General features: G+C 65.6%; 24 protein-coding genes and 1 tRNA gene. 19 read left to right on the top strand and 6 right to left on the bottom strand.

What is annotated here, in order from left to right; genetic code table 11:
• Positions 1-4: 4 nt before the first annotated feature.
• The gene (locus ACTG4K_RS08235) at positions 5-649 is read right to left on the bottom strand and encodes a glutathione S-transferase (protein ID WP_439113715.1); all 645 of its coding nucleotides are present in this window, start codon (positions 647-649) and stop codon (positions 5-7) included.
• Positions 650-783: 134 nt separating this feature from the next.
• On the opposite strand from ACTG4K_RS08235, the gene ACTG4K_RS08240 reads away from it, so the two are divergent.
• From ACTG4K_RS08240 to ACTG4K_RS08280, 9 genes are all read left to right on the top strand, one after another.
• Positions 784-1,188, top strand: a complete 405-nt coding sequence (locus tag ACTG4K_RS08240) for a DUF2946 domain-containing protein (RefSeq protein ID WP_439113716.1) — start codon at positions 784-786, stop codon at positions 1,186-1,188.
• A 416-nt stretch (positions 1,189-1,604) separates the two neighbouring features.
• The gene (locus ACTG4K_RS08245; RefSeq protein WP_439113717.1) at positions 1,605-2,090 is read left to right on the top strand and encodes a copper chaperone PCu(A)C; all 486 of its coding nucleotides are present in this window, start codon (positions 1,605-1,607) and stop codon (positions 2,088-2,090) included.
• Between the two features lie 149 nt (positions 2,091-2,239).
• Positions 2,240-2,629 (top strand): DUF2946 family protein, encoded by a 390-nt coding sequence (locus ACTG4K_RS08250; protein ID WP_439113718.1) that lies wholly within the window; start codon positions 2,240-2,242, stop codon positions 2,627-2,629.
• A gap of 77 nt (positions 2,630-2,706) precedes the next feature.
• Positions 2,707-3,348 carry a hypothetical protein gene (locus tag ACTG4K_RS08255; RefSeq protein WP_439113719.1) on the top strand — a complete coding sequence of 214 codons (642 nt, stop codon included), beginning with the start codon at positions 2,707-2,709 and terminating at the stop codon, positions 3,346-3,348.
• Positions 3,345-3,839 (top strand): copper chaperone PCu(A)C, encoded by a 495-nt coding sequence (locus ACTG4K_RS08260; RefSeq protein ID WP_439113720.1) that lies wholly within the window; start codon positions 3,345-3,347, stop codon positions 3,837-3,839. Before ACTG4K_RS08255 ends, ACTG4K_RS08260 begins: the two co-directional genes overlap by 4 nt.
• A gap of 3 nt (positions 3,840-3,842) precedes the next feature.
• Positions 3,843-4,256 carry a hypothetical protein gene (locus ACTG4K_RS08265; protein WP_439113721.1) on the top strand — a complete coding sequence of 138 codons (414 nt, stop codon included), beginning with the start codon at positions 3,843-3,845 and terminating at the stop codon, positions 4,254-4,256.
• Between the two features lie 139 nt (positions 4,257-4,395).
• Positions 4,396-5,394, top strand: coding sequence for an MbnP family copper-binding protein (locus ACTG4K_RS08270; RefSeq protein ID WP_439113722.1), 999 nt, complete (start codon positions 4,396-4,398; stop codon positions 5,392-5,394).
• Entirely contained in the window at positions 5,391-6,590 is a 1,200-nt protein-coding gene (locus ACTG4K_RS08275) for an MbnH family di-heme enzyme (RefSeq protein WP_439113723.1), read from the top strand. Before ACTG4K_RS08270 ends, ACTG4K_RS08275 begins: the two co-directional genes overlap by 4 nt.
• Positions 6,541-7,818, top strand: a complete 1,278-nt coding sequence (locus tag ACTG4K_RS08280) for a hypothetical protein (protein ID WP_439113724.1) — start codon at positions 6,541-6,543, stop codon at positions 7,816-7,818. Before ACTG4K_RS08275 ends, ACTG4K_RS08280 begins: the two co-directional genes overlap by 50 nt.
• Positions 7,819-7,887: 69 nt before the next feature.
• Here the strand turns inward: ACTG4K_RS08280 and ACTG4K_RS08285 are convergent, their stop codons facing one another.
• Entirely contained in the window at positions 7,888-9,015 is a 1,128-nt protein-coding gene (locus ACTG4K_RS08285; protein WP_439113725.1) for an ABC transporter ATP-binding protein, read from the bottom strand.
• A 120-nt stretch (positions 9,016-9,135) separates the two neighbouring features.
• Here ACTG4K_RS08285 and ACTG4K_RS08290 point away from each other — a divergent pair, with 120 nt between their 5' ends.
• Complete coding sequence (locus ACTG4K_RS08290; protein ID WP_439113726.1) at positions 9,136-10,746, top strand: ABC transporter permease; 1,611 nt, start codon at positions 9,136-9,138, stop codon at positions 10,744-10,746.
• A 37-nt stretch (positions 10,747-10,783) separates the two neighbouring features.
• On the opposite strand, the gene ACTG4K_RS08295 is transcribed toward ACTG4K_RS08290, so the two are convergent.
• On the bottom strand, positions 10,784-11,332 hold the full coding sequence (locus ACTG4K_RS08295; RefSeq protein WP_439113727.1) for a DsrE family protein: 549 nt from the start codon (positions 11,330-11,332) through the stop codon (positions 10,784-10,786).
• Positions 11,333-11,478: 146 nt separating this feature from the next.
• Here ACTG4K_RS08295 and ACTG4K_RS08300 point away from each other — a divergent pair, with 146 nt between their 5' ends.
• The 9 genes from ACTG4K_RS08300 to ACTG4K_RS08340 all read left to right on the top strand — a co-directional run bounded on the left by ACTG4K_RS08300 (position 11,479) and on the right by ACTG4K_RS08340 (position 18,952).
• The gene (locus ACTG4K_RS08300) at positions 11,479-12,684 is read left to right on the top strand and encodes a tyrosine-type recombinase/integrase (protein WP_439113728.1); all 1,206 of its coding nucleotides are present in this window, start codon (positions 11,479-11,481) and stop codon (positions 12,682-12,684) included.
• Between the two features lie 499 nt (positions 12,685-13,183).
• Entirely contained in the window at positions 13,184-13,462 is a 279-nt protein-coding gene (locus ACTG4K_RS08305) for a type II toxin-antitoxin system RelE/ParE family toxin (RefSeq protein ID WP_439113729.1), read from the top strand.
• Positions 13,463-13,481: 19 nt separating this feature from the next.
• A complete protein-coding gene (locus ACTG4K_RS08310) occupies positions 13,482-13,787 on the top strand; it encodes a HigA family addiction module antitoxin (protein WP_439113730.1) in 306 nt (101 codons plus the stop codon).
• A 109-nt stretch (positions 13,788-13,896) separates the two neighbouring features.
• Positions 13,897-14,193: a hypothetical protein gene (locus tag ACTG4K_RS08315; protein WP_439113731.1), complete on the top strand. Its 297-nt coding sequence runs from the start codon at positions 13,897-13,899 to the stop codon at positions 14,191-14,193.
• A gap of 327 nt (positions 14,194-14,520) precedes the next feature.
• Positions 14,521-15,129 (top strand): hypothetical protein, encoded by a 609-nt coding sequence (locus tag ACTG4K_RS08320; protein WP_439113732.1) that lies wholly within the window; start codon positions 14,521-14,523, stop codon positions 15,127-15,129.
• Positions 15,130-15,252: 123 nt separating this feature from the next.
• Positions 15,253-15,471, top strand: coding sequence for a helix-turn-helix transcriptional regulator (locus ACTG4K_RS08325; protein WP_439113733.1), 219 nt, complete (start codon positions 15,253-15,255; stop codon positions 15,469-15,471).
• Positions 15,468-15,695: a hypothetical protein gene (locus tag ACTG4K_RS08330; RefSeq protein WP_439113734.1), complete on the top strand. Its 228-nt coding sequence runs from the start codon at positions 15,468-15,470 to the stop codon at positions 15,693-15,695. Before ACTG4K_RS08325 ends, ACTG4K_RS08330 begins: the two co-directional genes overlap by 4 nt.
• Positions 15,696-15,704: 9 nt before the next feature.
• Positions 15,705-16,028, top strand: a complete 324-nt coding sequence (locus tag ACTG4K_RS08335) for a hypothetical protein (RefSeq protein ID WP_439113735.1) — start codon at positions 15,705-15,707, stop codon at positions 16,026-16,028.
• Positions 15,998-18,952 carry a DUF927 domain-containing protein gene (locus ACTG4K_RS08340; protein ID WP_439113736.1) on the top strand — a complete coding sequence of 985 codons (2,955 nt, stop codon included), beginning with the start codon at positions 15,998-16,000 and terminating at the stop codon, positions 18,950-18,952. Before ACTG4K_RS08335 ends, ACTG4K_RS08340 begins: the two co-directional genes overlap by 31 nt.
• Before the next feature lie 1,049 nt (positions 18,953-20,001).
• Here the strand turns inward: ACTG4K_RS08340 and ACTG4K_RS08345 are convergent.
• The 3 genes from ACTG4K_RS08345 to ACTG4K_RS08355 form a co-directional block, all read right to left on the bottom strand.
• Positions 20,002-20,076: transfer RNA gene (locus ACTG4K_RS08345), tRNA-Arg, on the bottom strand.
• Between the two features lie 88 nt (positions 20,077-20,164).
• Positions 20,165-24,382, bottom strand: coding sequence for a translocation/assembly module TamB domain-containing protein (locus tag ACTG4K_RS08350; protein WP_439113737.1), 4,218 nt, complete (start codon positions 24,380-24,382; stop codon positions 20,165-20,167).
• 6 nt (positions 24,383-24,388) lie between these two features.
• Positions 24,389-26,446, bottom strand: a complete 2,058-nt coding sequence (locus ACTG4K_RS08355; RefSeq protein WP_439113738.1) for an autotransporter assembly complex protein TamA — start codon at positions 26,444-26,446, stop codon at positions 24,389-24,391.
• Between the last annotated feature and the right edge of the window lie 8 nt (positions 26,447-26,454).

Below are 26,454 nucleotides of genomic sequence, written 5' to 3' on the forward strand. Positions count from 1 at the left end.
TTGCTCAAGCCTTCATGCGCTGGAGCATCAGTTCGGTGTTGGCCTTACGGTCCGCGCCCACTTGCTGCACCGTGGGTCGCTCGCCCAAGCGTTTCAGATAGTCGCGCACCGGCAGCTCGGCCAGGAAGTCGCGGCCGTAGACGATTTTGGTGGCGCTGCTCACCAGTGGCAGGTGCACCAGTGCGGCGCAGTCGGCCAAGGTGAAGGTGTCGCCCGCAATGAAGGGTGAAAACCGGGTCAGTTTGGCGAAGGCCGCCACGTTTTTCTCCAGCTGCTGGCCCGTCTTTTCCTTGGCGCTGTCGCTCACCTTGCCACCAAAAAAGGCCTCGGGGTACAGGTTGCGCGCGACCAGTTCCAGGTGCAGTTCCAGGTAGCGCAGCAGTTCGCGCACCTTGGCGGCGGCAAACGGGTCGGCCGGCAGCAGCGGATGCTGCGGGTACTTGGCCTCCATGTATTCCAGCATCACCGTGGACTCGCACAGCGTGCCCTCGTCGGTTTTTAGGTAGGGCACCTTGCCCAGGGGGCTGGCGGCTGTGTCGGTCTGGCCGACCCAGGCCAGCTCTTCTTCAAACGGCACGCCTTTTTCGAGCAGGGCAAGTTTGACCTTGTTGTAGTAGTTGCTGGCCGCGAAGCCGCAGAGTGTGAGCATCGGTTGTCTCCGTTGGTTGGTTGGGTCGGTGGATGGGTTGCGTGATGGTAGTGCTGGCCCGGCGGGTGCAGCCGTCGCGCAGGCAACACGGCCCGCAGGGCTTGCAAAAAGGCGCACGCTGATACACTGTATTGATGTCTTTGACCCGCGTTCACCGCCGATTCACCACCTGGCTGGCCATGCTGGCCATGGTGTTGAGCGCATTGGCGCCTACGCTGGCGCAGGCGGTGGTGGCCTCGTCTGGCGGCGCCCAATGGGTCGAGGTGTGCAGCACCAGCGGCATGGTGTGGGTCAAGGCCGACACCGGTGTAAACGCCGCAGACCCGCAGAACAGCGGGCACAGTGCGCCGGTGTCTGACGCCGCCCAGCACTGCGCCTGGTGCAGCCTGCACGGTGGCGCTGCAGGCCTGCCGCCGTCGGCTGGCGTGGCCGTTCCACAGCCGCGCCAGATGGAGCGCCCCCCTGCCTTTTTCTATGCAGCCTCGTTGGCGGGTGTCTGGGCTGTGGCCCACGCCCGTGCGCCTCCTCTCGCCGCCTGAAATCACCACGGTCGCACACCCCTGCGGGTGCTGCGTGTGTTTCACGATTTTCAGGAGGCCCCATGCCTCATGGCCTTTCTAGGAGCCTGCGCGGCAGAGGCGCATTGGCTGCAACGGATGGGGAAAAGTCCCACTTCGTCCCTGTTTTTCCGGCTGTGGCAACGGCCACCGTCCTCAAAAGCAGGGCCAAATGGGGCGCTTTTCCTGCCCGTTTCGCTCTCATGCCATTTGCCGCGCAGGCTCCTGGGGCGCCGTTGGCGCAAACAGATGGCTGACGATGGCGCCTTGGAGGTCAAAAAGTGGCTCGCAGAAAAGACCTGCTGAGTTGCTTCGTCCCCCTTCCCTTTCCCTTTCCCTTTCCCTTTCCCTTTCCCTTTCCCTTTCCCTTTCTTTTTTCCATTGCAATAGGAGTCCCCATGAAAAAACTGCTCATCACCACCTTGCTCGCCGTTACCGCCAGCGCCTGGGCCCAGACCACCGTCAAGGTGGAAGACGCCTGGGTGCGCGGCACCGTCTCCACCCAGAAAGCCACGGGCGCCTTCATGCGCCTGACGCCATCGGCCAACGCCCGCCTGGTGGCGGCACAGTCGCCTGTGGCCGGCGTGGTTGAAATCCATGAAATGGCGATGGAAAACGACGTGATGAAAATGCGTCAGGTTCCCGGTCTGGACTTGGCCGCAGGCCGCGCCCTGGAGCTCAAGCCGGGCGGCTACCACGTGATGCTGATGGACCTGAAGCAGCAAGTGAAGGGCGGCGACAGCGTGCCGCTCACGCTGGTTTTTGAAGACGCTGGCAAGAAGCGCTTCACGCAAGAGATCCAGGTACCCGTGACCGCGTTGGGTGGCGGCAATGGCCCCGCGCCCATGAAGCACGACATGGGCCACGGCAGCCACAAGCATTGAACGCACTGCTCGGTGCCTTTGTTGGCATTGGACAGGCTTCTCTCCGTGCAAAAAAACTTACCTGGCGATGCCGCCATGCCGGTGGTTGGGCTGGGGCCGCTCACCCTGCGGCGATCGAATGTTGTTTGTCCTGATCTGCTGACGCACGCATGTCTTCCCCATTGATGCGCACCTTGACGCGCGGCCTGCTGGCCGCGATGCTGCTCGCCGTGCTGGCGCCCGCGCTCTCGCGCGCGTTGGCCAGCACGCGGGGGGCCGGCGACTGGGTCGAGGTTTGCAGCGCTCAGGGCATGCACTGGGTGCAGCTGGCCGATCAAGGTGCGCTGACCGAACCGGGTCACACAGACGATGTGCAGCATGCGCTGGACCATTGCGGGCATTGCGCCCTGGCGGCGGAGCGCTTTGCCCCGCTGCTGCCCAGCTTGCCCGCCGTGCCGGCAGGCGATGCTGTGTGGGCCACTCCTGCCTACTTGGCCGCTGCGCGGACTGTGCTGAACGCGCTCAGCCCAGGCGCCCGTGGCCCCCCGCTGCTGGGCTGAACCTTCGTTGCGACCCCGCTTGGGTTCGCAGGTTCAGTGGCCTGGCATCCATGCCGGCCCCGTCTCAGGAGCAATGCATGACATCGGTGTTTTCTTCCGTCGAGCTGGTTTGTGCCAGCCAGCAATCTGTTTTTGTGGCCGGTGAATTCGGCCCGGTTTGGCGCGTGGTTCAAGGCATGGTGCGACTGGATCGCCACAGTGGCCCGTTTTGTCAGCCGGTGCAGTTGGCTCTGCCCGGTGACCTGATCGGTACCGAGTCGCTGTGTGACCAGCCCTACCAACTCGGCGCCAGCGCCTTTACGCCCTGCCAGCTGGAGGTTGTGCCCCGTGCACCCGACGGCTTGCCCCAGCCATTGCTGCAGCAGGCCCTGCTGCAGCACTTGCACCGCAGCCAGGACATGGCGCAGCTGCGCACCGGAAGCGTGTTGCAGCGGCTGGCTCACCTGCTGGCGCTCATGGGGCTGGACCTGACCGCGCTTGACCACGCCCAGTCCGGTGAAGCGGATGTGATCCGACAGGCCCTGCCAGCGCTGCGCGAGGTGGCGCTGCTGGTGGACGCCAAGACCGAAACGGTGTGCCGTGCGCTCGCGCAACTGCTGCCCCCACGCAGCCGCAAGGGCCGACCGGTCCGCGCTGTGCGCGAGTGGTCAGCCGCTGCACCGGGCCGCCTGGCCAGTGCATGGGCTGCCAACGTGGCACCCCTCGGGGCGGCGGCGTGAACAGGCGCCTCATGGTGCTGGGTCTGTTGGGCTTTGGGCTCATTGCGCCTGTTGGAGCACATGACTTCAAGGCGGGCGAATTGCGCGTCGACCATCCCTACGCCACACCCACCGCACCGGGCTTGAAGACCGGTGCGGTGTATTTCAGGACCATCAAAAACCGGGGTGCACAGAACGACCGCCTGCTCTCGGCCAGCACACCCGTGGCGGCTCGGGTGGAAATTCACCGCATGCAAACCGATGGCGACGTGATGCGCATGCGCGCGGTCGATACGGTGGATTTGCCCGCCAAGTCCGAGGTAAAGCTGCGCCACGGCGCCCAAGATGGACACCACCTGATGCTGTGGGACCTGAAAGCACCCCTGAAGGATGGCGATCGCTTTCCAGTCAAGCTGCGCTTTGAGCGGGCCGGTGTGCACGAGGTGATGGTCTGGGTGCAGACGCCAAGGCGAAGTGGCGCAGCCTCTCCAGCGGGCGAACACAAGCACTGAGGGATGCAGTCTTTGCGCCTTTTGCGCATGCCGGCGACCCAGGTACGGCGCTGGTTGCGCCTGCTTTGGCTGTGCGCGCTGTTTTCTGCACTGCACGGCACTTTGGGCGCGTGGGTGGTGCCGGTGTGGGCGGGGCAGGCTGCGGTGCAAATTTGCACGCCGCAGGGCATGCAATGGGTGGTGCTGGATGAGCACGCGCCGGATGCCCCTGCTGAACCCGCTGTACCAGGTTGGGTGCAGCCTTGTGTGTGGGCCTGCGCGCACCTGGCCCTGGTTTCTCAACCGCCCGCGCTGCGCCATGGCGCGCCCCAGCCTGCCGACCGCTTGTGCATGGGACGCCAGTCCACCAACCCCCCCAGCGACCGCGCCGAGCGGGTGCTGCTGATGGCCCCCATGCGGGCACCGCCGCGGACTTGAAGCCTGGCGACTTGTTGCGCCGGCCTTTTCCCCTTTCTCTTTCTATCTCCCCGTCCATTTCCCTCCGTTGGGCCGCTTGCCAGCGCGCTGGCGTGCGCCTGGGCGGTTCGCGTTCGATGTATTTTTTTGAAAGATGTCCATGAAAAACACGTTTTCCTTGTTGGCCGCCGCTTTGGCTGGCGCGGGACTTTTGTCTGCTTGCGGTGGCGGCGATGCCGTGCCGTCTGGCCCGCAAGCCGTTGCGATTGAATTTGCCACCGTGGCGGGCAGCACAGCCGTGTCTTGTGCCACCGCGTCCATTGCCGACCTGGGCACCACCAACGCCAATGGCCGTTTGCGCGATGCACGCTTCTACGTCAGCAACTTGGCCCTGATTCGGGCCGACGGTGTGGAAGTGCCCGTGACCCTGCCCGCCAACAACAACTGGAACGCCACTGTGGGCACAGATCGCGTCACGCTGATCGACCTGGAAGACAAAACTGGCGCTTGCAATGGAACCACGGATACCAATCCCAGCGTCAAAGGCATGGTGCCTGTGGGCAACTATGTGGGCGTGACCATGGCGCTGGGCGTGCCGTTCGCACTGAACCACACCGACCAGACGGCGGCCTTGGACAAAACCCCTGCCGTCATCAACAACGCCGTCCATCCCGGCATGGCTTGGGCTTGGGCGGGTGGCCGCAAGTTTGCCAAGATCGAGCTGACCGATGTGCTGGCCGATGCCGCTGCCGACACAGCTGGCAAGTGGGCCGCATCGGTGTTCAACATGCATTTGGGTTCCACCAACTGCACGGGCACCAACCCGTCAGCGGGTTGGGTGGACACGTGCAGCGAACCCAACCGGGCCACTGTTCGCTTTGCGGCCTTCAACCCCGAGACGCAAAAAATCAACGTCGATGTGCGTGCGCTATTGGCCGAGAACGATGCCACCCAAAACGTGTCTGGCCCCACGGGCTGCATGTCTGGCCTGACCGACTTTGAATGCACGGGCGTGTTCAAGGCGCTGCAAATCGGCTTCGACGGCGCGGCAGCAGCAGGTGCTGCCTTCACCATTGGCAAGGTGGGTGATGCCAGCAACTACGGTCTGCCCATTGCGGGTGGTGCGGCCCAAACGGTGTTCAAGGTGGCCGCCAAATGAAAAACGGGCAGCGTTTGATTCACACGCTGCTCGGCCTGGCGGGCCTCACTGCTGCGCTGGCAGCGGCGACGCTCACTGGTTGTGGAGGCGGCGGTACCACCGTGGTGGATACCACCCTGGGGGGTGGCCAACCGGGTGCATGGGCCTGGGCGCTGCCCAGTGGCTTCCCGGCGCCTCGGGTGCCCGAAAGCAACCCCATGAGCGAAGCCAAGGCAGAGCTGGGGCGGTTTTTGTTTTACGACAAGCGTCTGTCGGGCAATGGCACCCAGGCATGCGCCAGTTGTCACCACCAAAGCAAGGCTTTCACCGACGGGCTGACCGTGTCACGCGGCTCCACCGGCGAGTTGCACCCCCGCAACGCGCAAAGCCTGGCCAATGCGGCCTACCACCCCACGCTGACCTGGGTCAACCCCTCGCTGCTGAGCCTGGAGGCCCAATTGCAGGTGCCTTTGTTTGGCGAGAACCCGGTGGAAATGGGCATTAACGACCACAACCAGGCCGAGGTGCTGGGGCGCATCAACGCAGACCCGCGTTACCAGGCTATGTTCGCCGCGGCTTTTCCGTCTGAGGCTGGTGCGCTGTCGTGGGGCAACATCGGGCGGGCCATTTCGGCGTTTCAGCGCACGCTGATGTCGGGCAACAGCAAGTTTGACCGCAGCCAGCGGGGGCAGGAAACCCTGACCGCTGCCGAGCAACGCGGCCAGACCCTGTTTTTTGGCGAAAAGGCCGAATGCTTTCACTGCCACGCGGGCTTCAACTTCAACGACCAGGTGGTGCATGCGTCTACCCAGGTGCTGGACACCCCGTTTCACAACACCGGGCTGTACAACATTGGGGGAACTGGCAATTTTCCCGAGGGCAATCAGGGCTTGTTCGAGTTCACCAACAAGCCCGGCGACCGGGGTCTGTTCCGGGCGCCGAGTTTGCGCAACATCGAGGTGACCGCGCCCTACATGCACGACGGTAGCGTCCAGACGCTGGACGATGTGCTCGACTTTTACGCTGCAGGCGGTCGCCACATCACCAGCGGCCCGCACGCGGGTGATGGCCGCCAGAACCCCAACAAGAGCGACCTGATCACGCTGATCAACCTGGATGCCCGGGAGCGCGCCGACATCGTCGCCTTCCTCAAAACCCTGACCGACCATGACTTCATTCACAACCCCAAGTTCTCTGATCCGTTCGCCAAACCTTGAGGCCATAGGTCTGCCTGCCGCGCGGGGCGCCTTGCTGGCCGGGCTGTTGGTGTGTGCCTGCCCGGTCTTTGCGCACGGTGAGGCCGATGATGTCTTGCCCGCCGAACCTGGCGTGGTGTTTGAAGCCGTTGCCGCCGTGCGCTACCTGAGCGCTGACGCGGTGCTGCCATCCGCACGCCTGGCTGGCCATTTGCTGCAGGGCGATGCCGGACCGGCGCTGCGTGGCACGCAGTTGGAGCACGCAACGGTGGGTCTGGCGGCGAGGCTCGACGACACCTGGGGCGCTCAACTGGTGCTGGGCAAGCACGGCAGCGATGTGGCTCATGTGGAGGCGGCCTGGCTTCAGGCACGACGCGACACCGATGATGCTGTGTGGTTGCTCAGCGCCGGTCGACAACAACCCGCCATGGGTGCTGTGTTGGGCGGTGCGGGTCATCTGGACCGCTTCGGCCTCGTTCCGCTGGCCGCTCGCATGGCCGTCAACGGCCAGTGGATCGACGACGGACTGCAGCTGGGCTGGCGCCGTGACGTGGGCACATCCACTTGGCACGTGGATGCCGGGCTGTGGCGCGGCCAGGTTTTTCCGGGGGCCGCACACGGAGGCGTGGTTCCCAGTTTGCATGCAGGCTGGACGCACGGCCCTTGGGCGGTGAATGCTGTGGCCGCTCGTTTCGAGCTCCAAGGGCGTGGCAGCGCAATCGGCGGCACGGCTGAGCACAGCCACAGCGCGCCGGTGTGCGACGCCGCGTTAAGCCAAGTGGCGTGTTTCAGTGGCCGAAGCCAGTTGGCAGCAGCCAGCTGGCGCTGGCGTGGCCTGGATGCCCAGCAACCCTGGCCCGTGACCCTGACCGCTGCTGGCTGGCTTCGGCATGAGACGGGTGTTATCGAATCGGCCAACGGACTGGCTGACTACCGAGGGAGCAACCGAGGGGGCTGGCTGGAGGCGCTGTGGCATGTGCGTCCCCGGTGGGAACTGGGTTGGCGCGGCGAGCGCTTGAGTGCTTCGCACCGGCTGAACGGAGCTGGCGCCAGCCTGTTGGCCAGCGAAACGCAGCTCAACACGTACGCGCCATCCAGCCGCCACACCTTGATGTTGGGCTACAGCCCGACGGATTGGGCCGACATTCGTCTGGAGGCTGGCCGCGAATCGGTGGCCGGAACCCGTGTGTCGTTTGCCGCCTTGCGGCTGGTTCTCAAGCACGCCACCCTGCCTGTCGGCGCCCGTTGACGCAGAAACAGCAGCAGTGGACAGGCGTTGAAAATCGACCGCGACAGCGCCGCATCTGATGGCCAGCCGTCAATGCCCTATCAGGTCGGCCGGAGGGCGCACCACACCTGGGGCTGGCGCCGAGGTGGCGCTGGCCCCGCGCGCAAACGTGACCACGTGGTCCACCTCGGCGCGAATGCCGATCCATTCGCCCACCGCGTGGTTGTGGTGCGATGGCACGTGGGTCATCAGCGTTTCGCCGCTGGTCAACCGCAGGGTGTAGAGAAATTCAGAGCCGCGAAACGCCTTGCGGATGATCTGCGCCTTCACCGGCGCGTGGTCGTCGTGCACGATGTCATCGGCCCGCAACAGCACGTCGCACAGGCCCGCCTCGTAGGCGCTGGGCAGCGGGCATTCGTCCACATCTTGTAGGGCACCCAGCGGCGTCTGCACCGAAACTTCGTTGCCCACCAGCCGTATTTGCGCGGGTGCAAACACGCCGTGGCCAATGAATTCGGCCACGAAGCGGGTGGCCGGGCGGTGGTAGAGCGCGTAAGCGTCGTCCCACTGGTGCAGGTGGCCTTCGTGCATGACGCCGATCACATCCCCAATGGCAAACGCTTCCAGTTGGTCGTGGGTGACAAACAGCGCTGTGGCCCCGGCGGCTTTCAAAATGGCCCGCACCTCGTGGGCCAGGCGCTCGCGCAGGTCCACGTCCAGGTTGGAAAACGGTTCGTCCAGCAACAGCAGGCGCGGGTTGGGCGCCAGCGCACGGGCCAGGGCCACGCGCTGCTGCTGCCCACCCGACAGCTCGTGCGGAAAACGGGCCTGCATACCGTCCAAGCCCACCAGCTTGAGCACTTCGGCCACCCGGTGGTCGCGCTCGGCGCGGGGCAGGCGGTGGATGCCAAAGGCCACGTTGCGGCCCACATCAAGGTGGGGGAACAGCGCGTAGTCTTGAAACACCATGCCAATGCGGCGTTCTTCGGCGGGCATGTGGTGCTGGCCGTCGCTCACGGTTTCGCCTTGCAGCGTGATGCTGCCGCTGCTGGCGCGTTCCAGCCCGGCCACGGCGCGCAGCAGGGTGGTTTTGCCGCAGCCCGACGGGCCAATGAGCACGCCAATGTCGCCTGCGCGCAGCCCCAACGACACGCCATCCACCGCCGCTTGCGGCTGACCGGGGTATTGCACGCTGAGGTGGGAGACGTTCAGGAACATGGGTCTTATTGTAGATAACTACAATTCTCATTTGTGTTGATGTGGGTCAACCGCCTTCCAGCGCCCTGTTGGTTGGTGGCCTGCCCGCACCGGCGGTCACTTACTCACTCCCTATTGCCCATGCTGCGCTGGTTGGCTCTGGCTTCTTTGATGCTGTTTGCGCTGGTGCTCACGCTGCCGGTGCTGTCGCTGGGCGGGTCGTGGCTGCAGTTTGACGCTGCCGCCCGCGACGTGCTGAGCCAGATGGCGCAAACCGTGCTGCCCGAGTACGCACTCACCACCGTGCTGCTGTGCCTGAGCGTGGCGGCGGGCGTGGCCGTGGTGGGCATGGGCACGGCCAGCGCGGTCACGCTGTTTGACTTCCCTGGCCGGCGCATTTTTGAATGGGCGCTGCTGCTGCCCTTGGCCATGCCGGCCTATGTGGTGGCCTACGCCTACACCGACTTTCTGCAGTTCAGTGGGCCGCTGCAGGTGGGGCTGCGAGACGCGTTCGGCTGGCGCGGGCGCGTGTTTCCTGAAATTCGCAACACGCCCGGCGCGGTCTGGGTGTTCACCTTTTCGCTCTATCCCTATGTGTACCTGCTGGCCCGCACCGCGCTGACCGAGCGCGCCGCGCAGCTGATGGAGGCGGCGCGCCTGCTGGGTGCGCCGCTGTCGCGCCGCATCCGCGAGGTGGCCTTGCCGCTGGCGCGCCCGGCCGTGGCGGCGGGCGTGGCGCTGGCGCTCATGGAAACCCTGGCCGACTTTGGTGTGGCCAGCTACTTCGGCATCCAGACCTTCACCGCTGGTATTTACAAAGCCTGGCTGGCCATGGACAACCGGGCCGCGGCCGCCCAGCTGGCCACCATGCTGTTGGCCACCGTGGCGCTGTTGCTGTGGCTGGAGCACCGGGCACAGAAGCGCATGCGTTTTGCTTCCTTGCGCGGCCAGCGCGCGGGCAGCTCCGAAGCCCAGCCGGTGCGCTTGCATGGCGGGCGTGCCACGCTGGCGGTGTTGGTGTGTGTGCTGCCGATCCTGTTTGGTTTTGTGCTGCCGGTGCTCTTCATGCTGCGCCCGCTCATCGGTGGCTGGGACGATCTGCCCTGGACCGCCTTTGTGCAGTGGTCGCGCAACAGCGTGTGGCTGGCCGGGCTCAGCGCGGCACTGGCCACCGCACTGGCGCTGGCGCTGGCGTTTGCGGTGCGTGCGCGCCCTGGCGCAGTCACCCGCGGTGTGGTGCAGCTGGCCAGCCTGGGCTACGCGGTGCCGGGCGCGGTGATTGTGGTGGGCATCTTGTTGCCGGTGGGCTGGGTGCAAATGGTGCGGCCCGAGTCCAGCGTGGGCTACTGGATCACGGCCACGGCGCTGGGCATTGTGTGGGCCTATCTGGTGCGTTTCACGGCGGTGGCCTTGCAGTCGGTGCAAAGCGGTTACGCGCGCATACCGGCCAGCCTGGACGATTCAGCCCGCATGCTGGGCACCACCGGTTTCGGCCTGGCGGCCCGCGTGCACTGGCCGCTGCTCAGACGCTCCACCGCCGCCGCCGCGCTGCTGGTGTTTGTGGACGTGATGAAGGAACTGCCCGCCACGCTGGTGCTGCGCCCGTTCAACAGCGACACCCTCGCCGTGGTGACCTACCAACTGGCGCGCGACGAGCGCCTGGGCGAAGCCGCGCTGCCCGCGCTCACCTTGGTGCTGGTGGGTCTGGTACCTGTGATGCTGCTGAGCCGCACGCTGCGCCAGCGCGCATAGGCGCTGCGCGCTTTGACATGGGCCTGTGCGCCGCTGTTCAGCGAATGTCTTCGATGGACAAACGTTTTTCGGTCACCACCGGTGTGATCAGACCGTAGCCCTGGTTTTGCCAGTGCACCAGCTCGGTCATGGCCGAGGGGGTCACTTCCACAAAGGGTTGCATGTCGGCCAGGGTGTAGCCAAAGTCTTGCAGCGCCAGCCCGCACACCTTGAATTTCACGCCCTGGTCGGCGTAGTAGCGCATGCGCTGCACCACCTCTTCGTATTTTTCCTCGTTCTTCTTCGCCACCGTCACCAGCTCGGTGCCGTGCAGCACCACGATCACGCTCATGTCCTCGTTGAACAAACTGTAGGGCGCTTCGGTCAGCGGGTTCATGAACGAGCGAATCCAGTACAAGGCCGCACCCATCTTGGCTGGGTTGTCCAGGTAGATGTCAAACAAGGCCTTGGGGTTTTTGTAAGGCGTTTGCACAAATTGGGCTTGCGCTTGCGCGCTGGGCGCCAACACTGCCATGCCGGCAATGGCTGCTAGGCAGCAAACGAGGGCTGTGGACTGGCGAAAACGGCGGGGAGGGGCGGTGTGCATGCGGTGTCTCCCAGTGGACCCTTGCGGGTCGAATGTGGACCAACAGCAACCAAAAAGGCCGCTGCAGGGCGCGTAAATGCTGGGGTTTGGTTTGATCGGTGCAAAATGTACCCCCAAATGTACCCCCAGACCTTCAAGGATACCCCGTGAAACTGACCGATGCAAAGTTGCGAACCCTGACCGACCCCGGCAAACACTTTGACGGCGGCGGGCTTTACCTGGAACTGACCAAGGCGGGCGGCCGGTACTGGCGCATGAAATACCGCCACGGGGGCAAGGAAAAGCTCCTGGCCCTGGGGGTGTACCCGGCTGTGACCCTCAAGGCCGCCCGCGATGCGGCGGGAGAGGCCCGCACGGCGCTGCAGGCGGGCGACGATCCGGGGGCGCTGCGCAAGGCGGACAAGGTGAAGGCCGCTTACGAATCCGCAAACACCTTTGAAGCTGTGGCGCGTGACTGGCTGGCGCACCAGTCGGGCCGCTGGGCAAGCGTCACCAGTGACAGGGTGCGGGCTTCGCTTGAGGGTCACATTTTCCCGGCGCTGGGTGCCCGCCCCCTGGCCAGCATCCGGCCCGGTGAAGTTATGGCCGCCATCAAGGCTGTTGAGGCCAGCGGCGCAACCGACCAAGCGGCGCGGGTGCTGCAGCGCGTGAAGGCGATTTACCGATGGGCTGTGACACATGAGCGCATCGAATCGAATCCCATGCTTGACCTGGTGCCATCGGAAATTCTCAAGCCCCGACAGGTGAACCACCGGCCCGCCCTGTCTGATCGTGAGTTGCCCGAGTTCCTGCGCAAGTTGGAAGCCTATGAAGGCGACGCCCACACCGTGCGGGCCTTGCGCCTGTTGATGCTGACCTCCACCCGCCCCGGTGAAGTGCGCGGCGCGTGCTGGGCAGAGTTCGACCTTGAGGCCGCGCTATGGACCATCCCAGCCGAGCGCATGAAGATGCGCACCGAACACCGCGTGCCCCTGTCCCGGCAAGCTGTTGAGGTGCTGCGCATCATGCAACCCCTGAGCGGTGGGCGGGAGCTGGTGTTTCCTTCCCCCTACTACCCCGGCAAGTCCCTGAGCGAAAACACGTTCAATTCGGCCATGGCCCGCATGGGCTACAAAGGCAGCGCCACGGCGCATGGCTTCCGGGCCTTGTTTTCGACCGTGGCCAATGAATGCGGCTGGAACCCTGACGTAATCGAGCGCCAGCTTGCCCACGTTGAACGCAACGGCGTGCGGGCCGCTTACCACCGATCAACCTACATGCAAGACCGCGAAAAGCTGTTGCAGTGGTGGGCGGACTACCTAGACGGCCGCAAGGCGGGCAAGGTGCTGAAAATGCCCAAGCGGGCCGCCTGACGTGAGCGCCCGGCGCTTCCCTTCACCACCATTCCCCGCCAAACCGTGGGGGCAGTGGGGGCAAAACCCAAAAACCCAGCAACGGCGCGGCCTGGCGGTGGGTAGGGCGGTGGGGGCAGGATGGGGGCAGGATGGGGGCAAAGTGGGGGCACTCTTATATGATGAAAAAAATTCATTCATTCACATACAAAAGCCGCCCCATGTTGAGCCCTTCACGGCCTACCTGCTGGCCTGCTGGCCACGCCATCGCGGCCCCGGCTGGGCTGTTTGCCCTGGTGGCTGGCGGTGTTCATACGTGTTCACGTTGCCAGAATTCATATTTCGCCCATACCCGCCCATACCTATAAGCACAGCCCCGAGCGCTTGCGCACTTTGCCGGAATGCAGCGCGATAGGGCTTCCCCTGGTGCCCCCCTTCCGGGCAGGCGAACGGCGCGAAACGGTCCCGACACCCTGGGATATTCTTGCATCCTGTAACGCAACGCTATACACTTTGAATCGTGATCAAGTCATTCCGTCATAAGGGCCTGCAAGCCTATTTCGAGCGGGGCACCAAGGCAGGCATTCAGGCCGCCCACGCGCCCAAGCTGGCCCGCCTGCTGGCGCGGCTTGACGCGGCACACGTGCCCGCCGATATGAACCTGCCCGGCTGGGGGCTGCACCCCTTGCACGGCAACCTGGCCAACCATTGGGCCGTGTCCGTCAACGGCAACTGGCGGATGACTTTTACCTTTGAGGGCACTGACGCGGTGCTACTCGACTATCTCGATTACCACTGACCGACACCGGAGAGCCGCCATGATGAAGAACCCCCCGCACCCCGGCCTGACCTTGCGTGATGACGTGCTGCCCGCCCTGGGCTTGAGCGTGACGCAAGCCGCTGAACAGTTGGGTGTGTCCCGTGTGGCCCTGTCCCGTGTGCTGAACGGGCACGCGGCCGTGTCGCCTGCGCTGGCCTTGCGCCTGGAAGTATGGCTAGGGGTAGGCAATGGCGGCGCGGCCCGGCTGTGGCTGGTGCAACAGGCCGCCTACGACGAATGGCAGGCCCGCCAGTTGCTGAAGGCCGCACCGCTGCGCATACGGCCCGCCCTGGTGCCCGCCTGACCCCATCCCGCCATGCCCAGCGGCGGTGTTTGCTGGGCACAAAAGGCGGCGGGGCCTGGTGGTACGAACACCGGCCCCGCCTGACCACCACCGAAAAGAGGCTTCGACAATGGCTGAACAGACTGTAAACACATCCAACCCGGAACCCTGCGACGTTTACCTAGAGCCGCGACGGGTAGCCCTGCTGACCAATGCTTGCGATGAAATCGAACAGTTGACCCGTGTACTGGGCACGCTGGGCAATTCGATTGATAGCGAGTTGGTGCGCCGAAGTGTTGCGGTGCGCGTGCATGACTTGAATCGAGTGGTTCACGGTGCACTGACTGACTCCGAGGTCAACCCCTTCGACATAAAAAAAGCCGGGGCGACCGTGTACGGCCCGGCCTGGTGGGGTGCGGCTGCATGAGAGCCGAAAGCAGTGCAAACGATGCTTCCTTCTGGCCTGCGTGTGCGCGTGAACCCGGCTTTTTGCCGTGGCTGCACCGGATTGTGATCATTGCGCAAAGCGTGCCGGCCGATATGCCCACTCACTCACTGGAACGCCTGGCCAGTAAGGATGGGCCGGTTCCCCCTGAATGGGGGGTGGCTGCAATCTTCCTCATGGAGCAAACCCGCAAGGGTTGAGAGTGTCGCCACGCCTAGCCCGAGGCTGATCCCCGAGGGCAAAAAGCCGGACACCTTCACCGGCCTGGCGCTGGCACCTTTCGAAGGCCGCACCGGAAGGGTTGCACACATGATCGAAACAGGCCCCGAGCTGTTGCGGCGACGTTGTGCTGAGTTCGAAATCTCAGAGCAAGTAGAGGTGAAGCTATCGCAGCAAGCTAAATTCATTGCGGAGTGGCGTTCAAGCATCTATCCAAACGACTTGACGCCTACACGGCGTGCAAAGGCACTTGCGCGAATCGAAGCCATGGCAAAGAAGCTGGCGGAAGAGATTGAAGGCCTGCCCTTTGGTGATCGACTTGCTTTGGATGGCGCTTACTTTGAGCCGGATAGGCCTGCAATTCTTGATGCGGTGGAAGCTGGTGCAGAACCGGAACAGTTCGACCTTGGGGGCTTCGTGCTGCCCCGCCTGCAACAAGCCGCCGCCCATGTTCAAAAAGGCATTATCGGAGTCGGAAAGGCGGGCGCTCCGCCTATGACCGAGCGACAAGCGGACTTCATACGCTGCATCGCTCAAAGCCTTAAGCCTGCCGGTGTTGCGCCCTCAAACTCCGGGCGCTTCCGCGACCTATGTGATGCTGTCTTTCTGGCGGGGGGAATGACTCTGCCAGATAGAGCCCTGAGGCTCTTCATGAAGGAAATCCGCCCATGGCTCAAAGCTGACGGCTACTGTCTCTAGCCCGACCAGAGCGCCTTATCCATGTACGAAATCGAGCCATGCTTCAGGCGATTTTGTACATAGACACTGCCCGCGCCGTGCTGAATCATCGCGCCCATGTTCAACCAACATGGAGCGTAAGAAGTGCAAACCAACGCAAACGAGCAGCCCCGGAAGCCTGAAAAGTATCTCCGACTACCCGCCGTCGAAACTTTGACAGCATTGCGAAAATCCAGCATTTACGCCGGAATGAAAGCGGGTACCTTCCCCCGCTGTATCCGCCTTTCTGCCCGTGCGGTGGCCTGGCGTGAATCGGACATTGCCACATGGCAAGCCCAGCGCCTGCAAACCGGGGGGCAATGATGCACGGCCCCGATGAAAAACAGCGGCTGTTGCAGGAGGCCCGCAAGGTGCTGACCGCCCGAGCGCCTGACCCAATATGGAAGCGCACCATCAAGCCCTATCAGGCGCAATTTGGGCGGGTGGTGCGGGTCGAACTGACACGCAAGATGCGTATCCGGGTTGTTGATCCGAGAACCGGTGAAACGCTGACTGAAGGCCCGGCCCTTGGGCCGGAAGCCTCATAGGCTGCAAAGGTGGCACCCCCAACCCCGCAACCCGACGACCGCCCCGCCCAAGCCGTGCGGGTTGCTGCCTACCTGGAACAGCACCCGCACAGCACACAAAAGGAAATTGACGCGGTGTGTGACACCGGGTGCATTTCCAAGGTGTTGTCGGACATGCCGCGCCCCGAGCTGTTGGGCATGGGCTACGGCCTGGCCTATGGCTGGCGCACCGTGCCATGCGCGAACGGAAGCCGCACGCGACAGGTGCGCACCTATGTCCTGTTGCACCGCCCACGCACCCAGCCCGATCTATTCACCCCCACATGCCACCAACCAACATCACGCCCGAGCTGATCCGGGCCGCCCTGGCGCACCTACCCGCAAACCTGCAGCGTGACGAATGGGCACGGGTGGGCATGGCCATCAAAAGCGAATACCCAGACGGCACCGGCTTCGACCTGTTCGAGCAATGGAGCGCCAGCGATCCCGACCGATACAACGCCCAAGACACAAAAAGCACCTGGCGCAGCATCAAGGCGGGGGGCGGTGTGGGCATTGCCACGCTGTTGCACCTGGCCAAACAACACGGTTTCACCTTGCCCAAGGGTGCGCAAGCCCCTGAGCCCCCGAGCGCCTATGAACTGGTGCGGCGTGAACGTGAGCGGGCACAGCGCCAGCAAGAAGAAAAAGCCCGCACCGATGCGGCGCACGCGGCTGCAGCCCAGCAAGCGGCGGCGCAATGGCAAGACGCCAGCGAAACCGGCGAAAGCCCTTACCTGGTGCGCAAGGGGGTGCAAGCCTACGGCGTGCGCTTTGCGCCTGGTGGCTGGCTGCTGGTGCCCATGACCGATGCGGCGGGCAAGCTGTGGAACCTGCAGCGCATCGCACCCGCCAAACCTGCAGACGGCGGCCCCGATAAGTTGTTTCTGAAGGGTGGGCGCAAGTCGGGGCTGTGGCACATGGTGGGCACGGTGGCCAGCGACACCACCACCACCACCACCACGGCCGCCCCGCCCGTGCTGCTGGTGGCTGAAGGTGTGGCCACGGCGGCAACATTGCACCAAGCCACCGGGCACCCCGTGGCAGTGGCCTTTGATGCAGGCAACCTGCAGCATGTAGCCCGAGCCCTGCGCAAGCTGTACCCGGCTGCGCTGCTGGTGCTGTGTGGTGATGACGACCGAGACACCGAAGCCGCAACAGGCACCAACCCCGGCCGCGTGAAGGCCACGGCGGCGGCCCGTGCGGTGCATGGCCTGGCGCTGTTCCCCGATGGCTTGCCCGATGGGGGCAGCGACTTCAACGACTTGCACCAGCACCACGGCGGGGCCGCTGGGCTTGAGGCGGTGCGGCGCATTGTGGCGGCGGGGATAGATGCCCACGCAGCCACGCAAGCCGCGCCAGCGAGCCCGGCAAGCCCGGCAAAGGGCAAGGCAAGGCCAGCCCACGGCGGCGGCGCTGGCGGCCCGCCTGACGGCACCAGCGAGCCCCACACCGAAGCCCCGCCCGATTGGGACCGTTTCAGCGTGACCGATGGCGGCGTGTTTTTTCAAGGGGTTGACCGAGACGGCAAACCGACCGCGCCCGAATGGGTGTGCAGCCGTTTGGATGTGCAAGCCCGCACCCGAGATCAAGACGGGCAGGGGTGGGGTTATCTGCTGACCTTTGCCGACCCCGTGGGCAAGCCCAAGCAATGGGCCATGCCCGCCCGCATGTTGTCGGGCGACGGCGGCGAATACCGGGCCGCGCTGCTGGGTATGGGCCTTTGCATTGCCCCCAGCCCACGCGCCCGCAACCTGCTGACGCAGTACATACAAACCCGCCAGCCTGCAGAGTTCGCCACCTGTACAGACCGCATCGGCTGGCATGGCCGGGCCTTTGTGTTGCCACATGAAACCATCGGGGACGAATCGGAGCGGGTTGTTTTCCAGAGTGAGAGCGCCATGGAAAACACCTTCCGAAGCAAGGGCACGCCCGAGCAATGGGCGCAACGCATCGCGGCCCCTTGTGCGGGAAATTCGCGCCTGGTGTTCGCCTTGGCGTGTGCCTTTGCCGGGCCTTTGATGCGCCCGGCTGGCATGGAAAGCGGGGGCTTTCACTTCCGGGGCGACAGTTCAAGCGGCAAGACAACGGCCCTCAAGGTAGCCGCCAGCGTTTACGGCGGGCCTTCCTACCTGCAGCGCTGGCGCACCACCGACAACGCCTTGGAAGCCATCGCGGCGCAGCACTGCGACGGCCTTCTGATCCTGGACGAACTGGCGCAAGTTGACCCCAAGACGGCGGGCGAATGCGCTTACATGCTGGCGAACGAACAGAGCAAGGCACGCGCCACCCGCACGGGCACGCCACGCGCCCGCCTGTCCTGGCGCTTGCTGTTCCTGAGCGCTGGTGAGCTGGGTTTAGCTGACCACATGGCGGAAGGCATGAAGCGAGCCCGCACCGGGCAAGAAGTGCGCATGGCGGACATTCCAGCCGATGCAGGGCAGGGCATGGGCGCTTTTGAGAACCTTCACGACCACGAAGGCGGGTCTAACTTTTCCCGCTACCTGACCGGGCAAGCGGGCAGCGTGTACGGTGCCACCGGCCGCGCCTGGCTGCAGTGGCTGACCGACAACGCGGACACCATCAAGGCCCGCACCCGCGATGCATCCAACGCCCTGGCGCTGCAGATCGTGCCCGAGGCTGCAGGCGGGCAGGTTGAACGGGTGGGCGCACGCTTTGCCCTGGTGGGCGCTGCTGGTGAGCTGGCGACAGCGGCGGGGCTGACAGGCTGGGCACCGGGTGAGAGCGACCGGGCCGCCCGTGAATGCTTTAACGCCTGGCTTGCGGCCCGTGGTGGCATCGGCAACGGTGAAGCGGTGGCCATGCTGCGACAGGTGCGGCGCTTCCTTGAGGCGCACGGTGAAGGCCGCTTCACCTGGTGGCACCGAGCAGCCGACGACCACAACACCAAGACATTGCACCGGGCAGGCTTCCGCCGCATGTTGAACGACAGGGGCGAACCGATCAAGACCAACAGCGACCACGCCACGGACTACGGCGACCGGATGCCATCGGCCATGGGTGAAGGTGTGACGGTGGAATTTTTTGTGCTGGCTGAAACCTTCAAGGGCGAAATTTGCCAAGGCTTCGACCCTCAAGCCGTGGCCCGCGTGCTGCTGGAACATGAATGCTTGACCCCCGACAAGGGCCGGGCCTTTGACTGCAAAGCCCGCTTGCCTGGGCTGGGCAACACCCGCTGTTACCGCATAACGGCCCGAATCTTTGAGCTTGATTTGTGAGCCCCCCAGCCCGAGCCCGTGCAATCCGGGCCGGGTGGGCGGCAGTGGCCACGGCGTGAGCGCCTGGCGGGCCGCCGATGGGCGGCGGTGCGGGAGTTTTTTTCGCGCTGGGTTTGCCTGAGCTGGGGGCACCAGACACCAAACCAAGGGGGTACAAATGGCAGCGATGGGGGTACATCAACCAAGGGCCGGAAGCCTGCGCACGTTGCTGGATTCAGTTGCCCCCACTGCCCCCACTGAAAACGAGTCTGCCCCCAGTGGTAGTGGGGGCAGAATTCTCCAATGGTGACAACGACTTACGAGTGTTTTTCCAGTTTGCCCCCACTGCCCCCACTAAAAAAGAACGAGAGCCGGAAGGAAACAGCGTGAAGGTACTCCCCGGCCTGGCTTGGTGCGGGTGGATTCGGCGGCGCTGGCGGGTAAGTTGCCCGGCCGCTGTAGGGGGGTGATATTGGGTTGCCACCCCCTGTAGGTACTCCCGGCCGGGTTTGCTGTGGGGGTAATTCGGCCCCCTCAGAAAAACGGCTGGCAACGCAAAAAAAGCACCTTAACCCGTTTGCGGGCTTAACTTGTGCCCCTGGTGTGCGAAGCACCCCCCGGTCTAGATTCTTCCTGGCCTGCGCTGGTGCGGGTCATTCGCTGCGCAATGGTGGACTGTTGCACGGGCTTCCCTAGGGGGTGAAGTTGAGTCGCCCGCCTGGCATTGCTGGGTTGCCTGGTGCTGAACATTCGATGCCGAACAAGGGTAAACACTTACGCATCAACAGGGGGCGGGGGGTGAAAAAGTCTAGCCGGGCCGCGCCCTAGACCGCCCGCATACCTTGGTGCGCAACACCGCGTAATTGAGAGGGGGAGGGGGTTGCCCTGGCTGGGGTGTTGGTGGGCGCTGGTGATGTACCCCCAGATTCCAATTTCATACCCCCAGATATACCCCCATGTACCCCCGGATGCTGCTAGACTTTGATGGACGTTAATGCACTGTTAAACCCGCTCCTCATAGGGGAAAACAAAAAAAGCCGGAAGGCTTTGAACCCTTCCGGCTTTGAATGTGGTACCACCAACAGGAATCGAACCTGTATCTAGCGCTTAGGAGGCACTCGTTCTATCCATTGAACTATGGCGGCACGCTTTTTTGCCCGGGTGGTGCCGGGCAAAGGGAGTCGAGATTGTAAAGGCGCGTTGATGCGCTGGACGGCGAGCCTGGGTGCGCGGTCAGTCGTAGCGCACGGTGAAGATCAGGTCGACCGCGTTTTCTTCGCCCGCGCGGGCGCGCAGCGTAAGCCGGCGTGACACGTCATAGAAAATGGAAACGGTTCCCATCGTGCCGGCGAGACTGCGTTCGTAGGCCAGGTAGAGGTCGTTGGAGATGCGTTTGCCCAGCGTGAGTGCTGCCGCTGCGGTGGTGCCGTCGGCGTTGGTGGCCTGGCCCCTAAAGCCGAGTTCGTCCAGGCCGAGTGTGCTGGCCAGCCCGCCTTCGGTGCCGCTGCTGTTGCGGGCCAGCAAGGCCATGGCGGCTTGCTGCAGCACGGCGGCCTCAGCGCCAGCGCCGGTGGCGGGGCGGCCGAGCACCAGCCAGGCGAGTTTTTCGCTATCGGGCAGTTCGGGGTCTGAGAACAGGCGCACCCTTGGGCTTTGGGCGCTGCCGCTGATTTGAACCCCCACGCGCTGCCCGCCGGTGCCTTGCTGGGGGCGCACGGCCAGGATGTCGAGTGTGGGGTCGTCGTAGGGGCCGGTGAAGCGCAGCACACCGGTTTCGATGCTGAGTTGCTGGCCATAGGCACGGTAGGTTCCGCTGACAGCGCGTACTTCACCCAGTACCCTGGGCGCTGGCACGGCCGGTGTGCTGCGCACGCTGAGCTGGCCGCTCAGGCGGGTTTGCAGCCCGCGCCCGCGCACTTCAAATTGGTCTCCCAGGTTCAGGTCGATCAGCACGTCGGGTTGTACCCGCACCGTGTCGGTGCCCTCTGGGGCGCTGAAGGTGCCGCGCACCACCACGTCGCTGCTGAGGGTGGGGGCGAGTTCGTCGGGCAGCACAAAGAGCGCGGCGTCGGTGGTGAGCTGGCCGCGTATTTGCAGACGGGGCCCGGCGAGCTGGGCGTTGAGCTGGCCCGAGAGGGTGAGGCGGCGGTCGGCGCGGTTGGACACGCGCAGCTTGGACGCAGTGGCTTTGAGTTCGATGAATGGCTGGCGCAACAGGCTGCCTTCCACGGCCCGCCACTCGGCGGTGCCGGTGGCTTCCAGCGTACCGCCTTGCGCGGCACCGCGTGGACCTTGCAGGCTGAAGCGTTCGATGGTGACTTTGTCGCCAGCCAGGATGGCGCGCAGTTGGCCGTTGGAGAAAGAAAAGCCGTCCACCACCGAGCGCAGGCCCAGCTCGTCGGCCTTCAGGGTGCCGCTCCACTGGGGCGCGCCGCGTGTGCCGGCCAAGGCGGCGTTGGCCTGCAGGGTGCCACGCATACGCCAGCCGGGCGGCGCCAGTGCCGACCACACGCCCACCTGCGGCAACTGCGCGGTGGCCGTACCGCGCAGGGGGGCGCTGGCGGGCCACCAGTGGTCGAGCGCACCCGCGTCGCTGGTTGCAGCGTTGCGCAGGTTGAGTTCGGTGCTGAGGTCGGCCGAGGCCTGGCCGAGGCGTTCACTGGCCCAGCGCAGGCTGGCCTGCACGGTGCTGCCCTGGGCGCGGAGGCTGAGCTGCGCCTGTTGTATGCCGGCTTGCAGGCGATGGCCGTTGCTGGTTTGGGCACCGTCGGTTTGCACCGTGAGGTCGCCGCGGCTGCGCTGCAGCGAAGCCGACAGGCGCAGCGGTGTGCTGTCGTCGGCCGGCAACAACACGTCCCATTGGCCGTCAAACACCAGGTTGCCACCCAGGCCGGCTCGGGTGAGGGGGCCGTTTTTGGCCCCTTCGGCGGTGCCCAGCACCTCCACCCAGGCCAGTGGCAGGTCGCTCAGGCGCCCGCGCGTTTGCAGGGTGTTGGCTTGCCAGATCAGGCTGTCCCAGACGACGCTGAGCGGCGTGGTGCCCAGGTCGGGGGCGGGCGTCTGGGTGCTGGCGGTACGGCGCACGGCCGGCAACAGTTGCAGGCGGCCAGCGCCCGCGTCCAGGCGCAGGCCGGTCGCGGTGGTTTGCCATTGCAAGGCCAGGGGCTGGGTGTTTTGCAGGTTCCAGTCGGTGGTGCGGTCGTTGCGCGACGCATCGCTCACGCGCAGTTGCAGGTGGTTCAGGTTGAGCTGGCCCGCTTGCCAGTCGGCTTCGCCTGGCCTGCCAATTTTCAGCTGACCCTGGGTGTCCAGCGCGCCGCTCCAGGGGGCCTGGGTCACCGTGCCCTGTGCGCTCAGTTGCAGATCGTCCAGCCGACCCTCGGCCTGTAGCCGCCAGGCGCTCAGGGTAATGCTGGCGGTTGTGGCGGTGCTTTGGCCGTTGCTGTCGCTGTTGCGGGTGCCGGGCTGCAGCACCAACTGCGGCACCGTGAGCACGGCTTGCAGCCTGGGGAGCGGTGCCGCGGCGGCGGCCGCAGCCACCGGCGCGGGGTAGCCCAGTGCGCCCAGGCCGCCTTGCCACTGTGCCGTCAGGTTGGCGCTGCCTTGTGCGGCCAGGGCAGGTCGGGTGTCCAGCCAGGCCCGCAGCGGTGGCCCCACCCCGGGCAGGGTTTGCAGGCTGCGCACCCAGGTGAGCAGGCGGGCGGCATCGTCGAGCTGCAGGCGGCTGTTGCCTTCGCCGGCGCTGTGGGCCAGCAGGCCCTGCCACTGCGCCTGCGCACCGGGCGCCTGCAGTGCAAGCTGGCCCTTGAACTGGCGGCTGGTGGTGTCGAACTGCCCGCTGGTTTGCAGCTGCGCGTCGGCCATCCGGATCTGGGCGTCGAGCAGGTCCAGCCGTCCTTGGGTGGGGTCACCCGCTGTCGGTTGCCAGCGGCCCTGTATCCGCAGCTCGCGCAGGCGCAGCCCGGCCAGCTGCGCACCGGCGGGCTGGCGGCCCGACGGCTGGATGAGCGCGTTCAGGTCGATCGATGCCTGGCTGTTGCCGGCGTCGGCCGTGCGGGCGGTGAGGGTGCCGTCCAGCGCGGCGGGCGCCAGCGTGCTCCACAACAGCGCGGGGTTGATGCCGCTCAGGCGCAGGTCGCCCTGCCAGCTGTCGGCCGCTGGCGGGGGTGGTGAGGGTGTGGTGGCGGTGCTGCGCGGTGCCGATGGTGTGGCCGGGCTGCCCAGCTGCAGCTGCGCACCGCCCTGCAGGCGCCCGCCACCGAGCTGGGCGTCGAGGTTGGACAGGGTCCAGCGGGTGCCTTGCTGCTCCACGTCGGCCTGCAAGCTTTGCAGTGGCAGGCGCTGCCGATCGGCAGGCCCGCTCAGGGTGTTGGTCAGACGCACGCGCGCGCGCCAGGCTTCGCCATTGGGTTGCGCCTGCAGCGTGCCCGAGAGCGCGGTCACAGGCGCTTGCGGCCACAGGGTGGCCAGGTTGAGCTGGTGCGCCGTGACATCGGCTTGGGCCAGGGGCTGCGTGGCCCACGGCATGACCTTGGCATGCGCCACCAGTGTGGGCGTGGTGAGGGTGGACGTGCCCGTCTGCGGGTGCACGCGGGCGGTCACGTCCAGCGTGGCGCTGAGCCCGCCCAGGAAACCGCTGGCTTGCGCGGTGGCTTGCAGGGTGACGCTGCTGCCGCCGGGCACGCTGGTTTGAACGTCGCCCTGCACGTTGAGCGTGAGCGGCATGGGCGTTTGCGCGCCCAGTGCCGCTTGCAGTCGGTAGCGCCCGCCCGCCACCTGCAGCGACTCCAGCGTGAGGCGGTGCGCGTCCAACACGCCGGGTGCCAGCGGTGCGTCGGTGCGGCCATAGCGGTACACCCCTTTGACGCCACGCAAGTTCAGGGGCTGTGCGCTGTTGAGCACCAGCTCGTCCACCGACCAGGGCAGGGTGAGCGCCAGCGGCAGGGTCAATGCCTGCAGGGGTTCGGTGGGGCTGGGCAGGCGCTGGTCGGTGATGTCCAGCAGCGCGATGTCAAGCGCATCCACATGCAGGCCGCGGCCCAGCGCGGCGTCGATCCACAAGCGAGGCCTCAGGCTCAAGCGCACGTGGGTGGCCTTGACCGTCAAACCGTCGCGCGACCACACCAGCTGCCCCACCTGACCGCCGGCGCGCAGGCTGCCCTGCACATCGGTGGCTTGCAGCACGCCCGTGCTGTGTGCGCGGGATGCTGTGTAGCTTTGGGCCCAGGCCAGGGTTTGGGCCAGTGAGCCGGGGGTGGCCGCCCACAACCACAGCGCCACAGCAGCCGCCAGCAGCAGCGCCACCAAGGCGCCGGGCAGCCACACACCGAGCCAACCCACGCCGCGGGCCGTGGAGACGATCGCTTGCAGCCCCGCGCGCAGCGGCCGGCGGCGCGCGGTGGCCACGGGTGCCGTGGTGGTGTTGGCTTCTTTTTGGGGGGCGCTGTTCATGCTGCGTCAGAAGCTGAAGCCGACGTTGAGGTGCACCCGCAGGCGCTTGCTGTCCAGCCCGTAGGCCAGGTCCACCTGCAAAGGGCCCACCGGGCTGTTGTAGCGCATGCCCGCGCCCACGCCCCATTTTGGGCGCAGGTCGCCCGGCATGTTGGCCACCGCGCCTGCGTCCACAAACACCACGCTTTCCCAGGGTGAGCGCGTGCCGTTGCGCCACACCGGGCGTTGCCATTCGAGGCTGGCCACGGCCAGGTAGCGGCCGGGTGACACGCTGCCGTCGATTTGGGGCACGCCAATGTCCCGCAAGCCGTAGCCGCGCACGGTGGTGTCGCCACCGGTCAGGAACAGCTGGGTTTCCGGCACCGGGGCATTTTGTTTGGCCCACAGCGCGCCGCCCTGCAGCCGCAGCGCCAACCGGCCGGCTCGGCCGGTGTCCTCTTCGGCAGGGCGGGCTTCACCCAGTGGCGCGGTGCGTGGTTCACCGCTGAGCGTGCTGATGGGCCAGTAGCCCAGCCAGCGGGCCTGTGCCCGGGTGAATGGCAGCCGGGCGTCGCCCAGCGTGGTGCCCACGCCCAATTCCACGCTCAGGCCCTGGCCCGACTCGGGGAACACCAGGTCGTTGAAGCGCCGCCGTGTCCAGGCGTAGTTGGCCGACACCGACGATTCGGCCGGCGCGGGCAACAGGCTGCGCAACGCGCTGTTCACCGCCCGTGCGCGGTCGTACTGCAAGAAAAAACTGCGGTCGAGGTCGGCCGTGTCCTGGGCCTGGCCGGCACGCAAGCGCTGGCTGGTTGTGGTGTTGAAGCCATCCAGCTGGCGCGCCACCTGACCGCTGCTGATCCAGCGCCAGCCCCGCTCGTCCACCGGGGCACTCCAGACCGTACTGGCCAGCTGGTCGTCACGTTCCAGCTGAAGTTTGTTCAAGGCCCGCCACCCAATGCCAGGCACGCGGTGGTGCGTGTGCTCAATGGACAGCCGAGCGCCCTTGTCGGTGCTGCCGCCCACGCCCAGCACCAGCGTCTTGCGCTTGCTCTCGCGCACCTGCACCACCACAGGGGCCGCTTGCCCGTCGCTGGACGGGTCCACATACACAAACACCGAGTCGAAATAGCCGCTCTCCGCAATGCGCTGTTGGGCTGCCTGCAGTTTTTCAAGGTCGTAGTCGCTGCCAGGGGTGAGCCCGGCAAGCCGCACCAGGCGCTCCACCGTGGTCGGGTCGTAGCGTTCGATACCTTCCACCCGAACACCACCCACCTGTACCAAAGGCCCCGAGTCGAGCTCGATATAAAGATTCGCGCTTTGGTTGGCCGCGTCAATGTCTGCCAGGCTGTTCTCGATGCGGCCCGCCGGGTAGCGCTGGGCGGTCAGCTGGCGCAGCGCGGTGGTTTTGGCACGGTCCCAGTCGGCCTGTGAAAAGGCCACGCCAGTGGCCAGCGTGCCGCTGCGGCGAATGGCTTCGCGTTGTTCGGCCGCTCCGGGGGCGGTGGCAATGTCGCCCTTGAAGTACACGTTGGCCGAAGCCACCCGTGTGACGGGCCCAGGCTCGACCCGTACCGTCACCGTGCCCAGCTTGCCCCGGCCGCTTTCGGCAACCGCAGGCTCCGGCGCCGTCGATGTGGCGGCCGGCGTGAGGCTGATTTCGATCACCGGGGCGAAATAGCCGAGCGTGCCCAGCAGATCGCGGAGGTTCTTCGGTGCAGCTTCCAGCAGGCGTTCCAGCTCGTTGGCGTCCAGGTCGCGCAGTGTGCGAAAACGCTGCAGCTCCAGGTGCCTGAGCAAAAAGTCGCTCAGCTCGGGTGTGGCTTGCAGGTCAATGTCAAACCGGGGTTCGGCGGGCGTGCGGGGCTGGTCGTTGCGGCGACGCTGCGTGGTGGTGCCGTCCACGGTGGTGTCGACCGCCGTGCCATTGCGGGCATCGACCGGCAGCACCGGCGCTGCGGTGTCCACCGGCTTGGCCAGCGCAGGCGGGTCTGTCTGGGCCAGCGCTGCTGCGTGCAGCTGCCATACCAGCGCCAGCAGGAGCAGCCGTGTGGCAACCACACGGCTTTGAAAGAAAAGGTTCATGCAATGGC

It is taken from the genome of Hydrogenophaga sp. (assembly GCF_965657535.1).
GTDB lineage: Bacteria > Pseudomonadota > Gammaproteobacteria > Burkholderiales > Burkholderiaceae_C > Hydrogenophaga.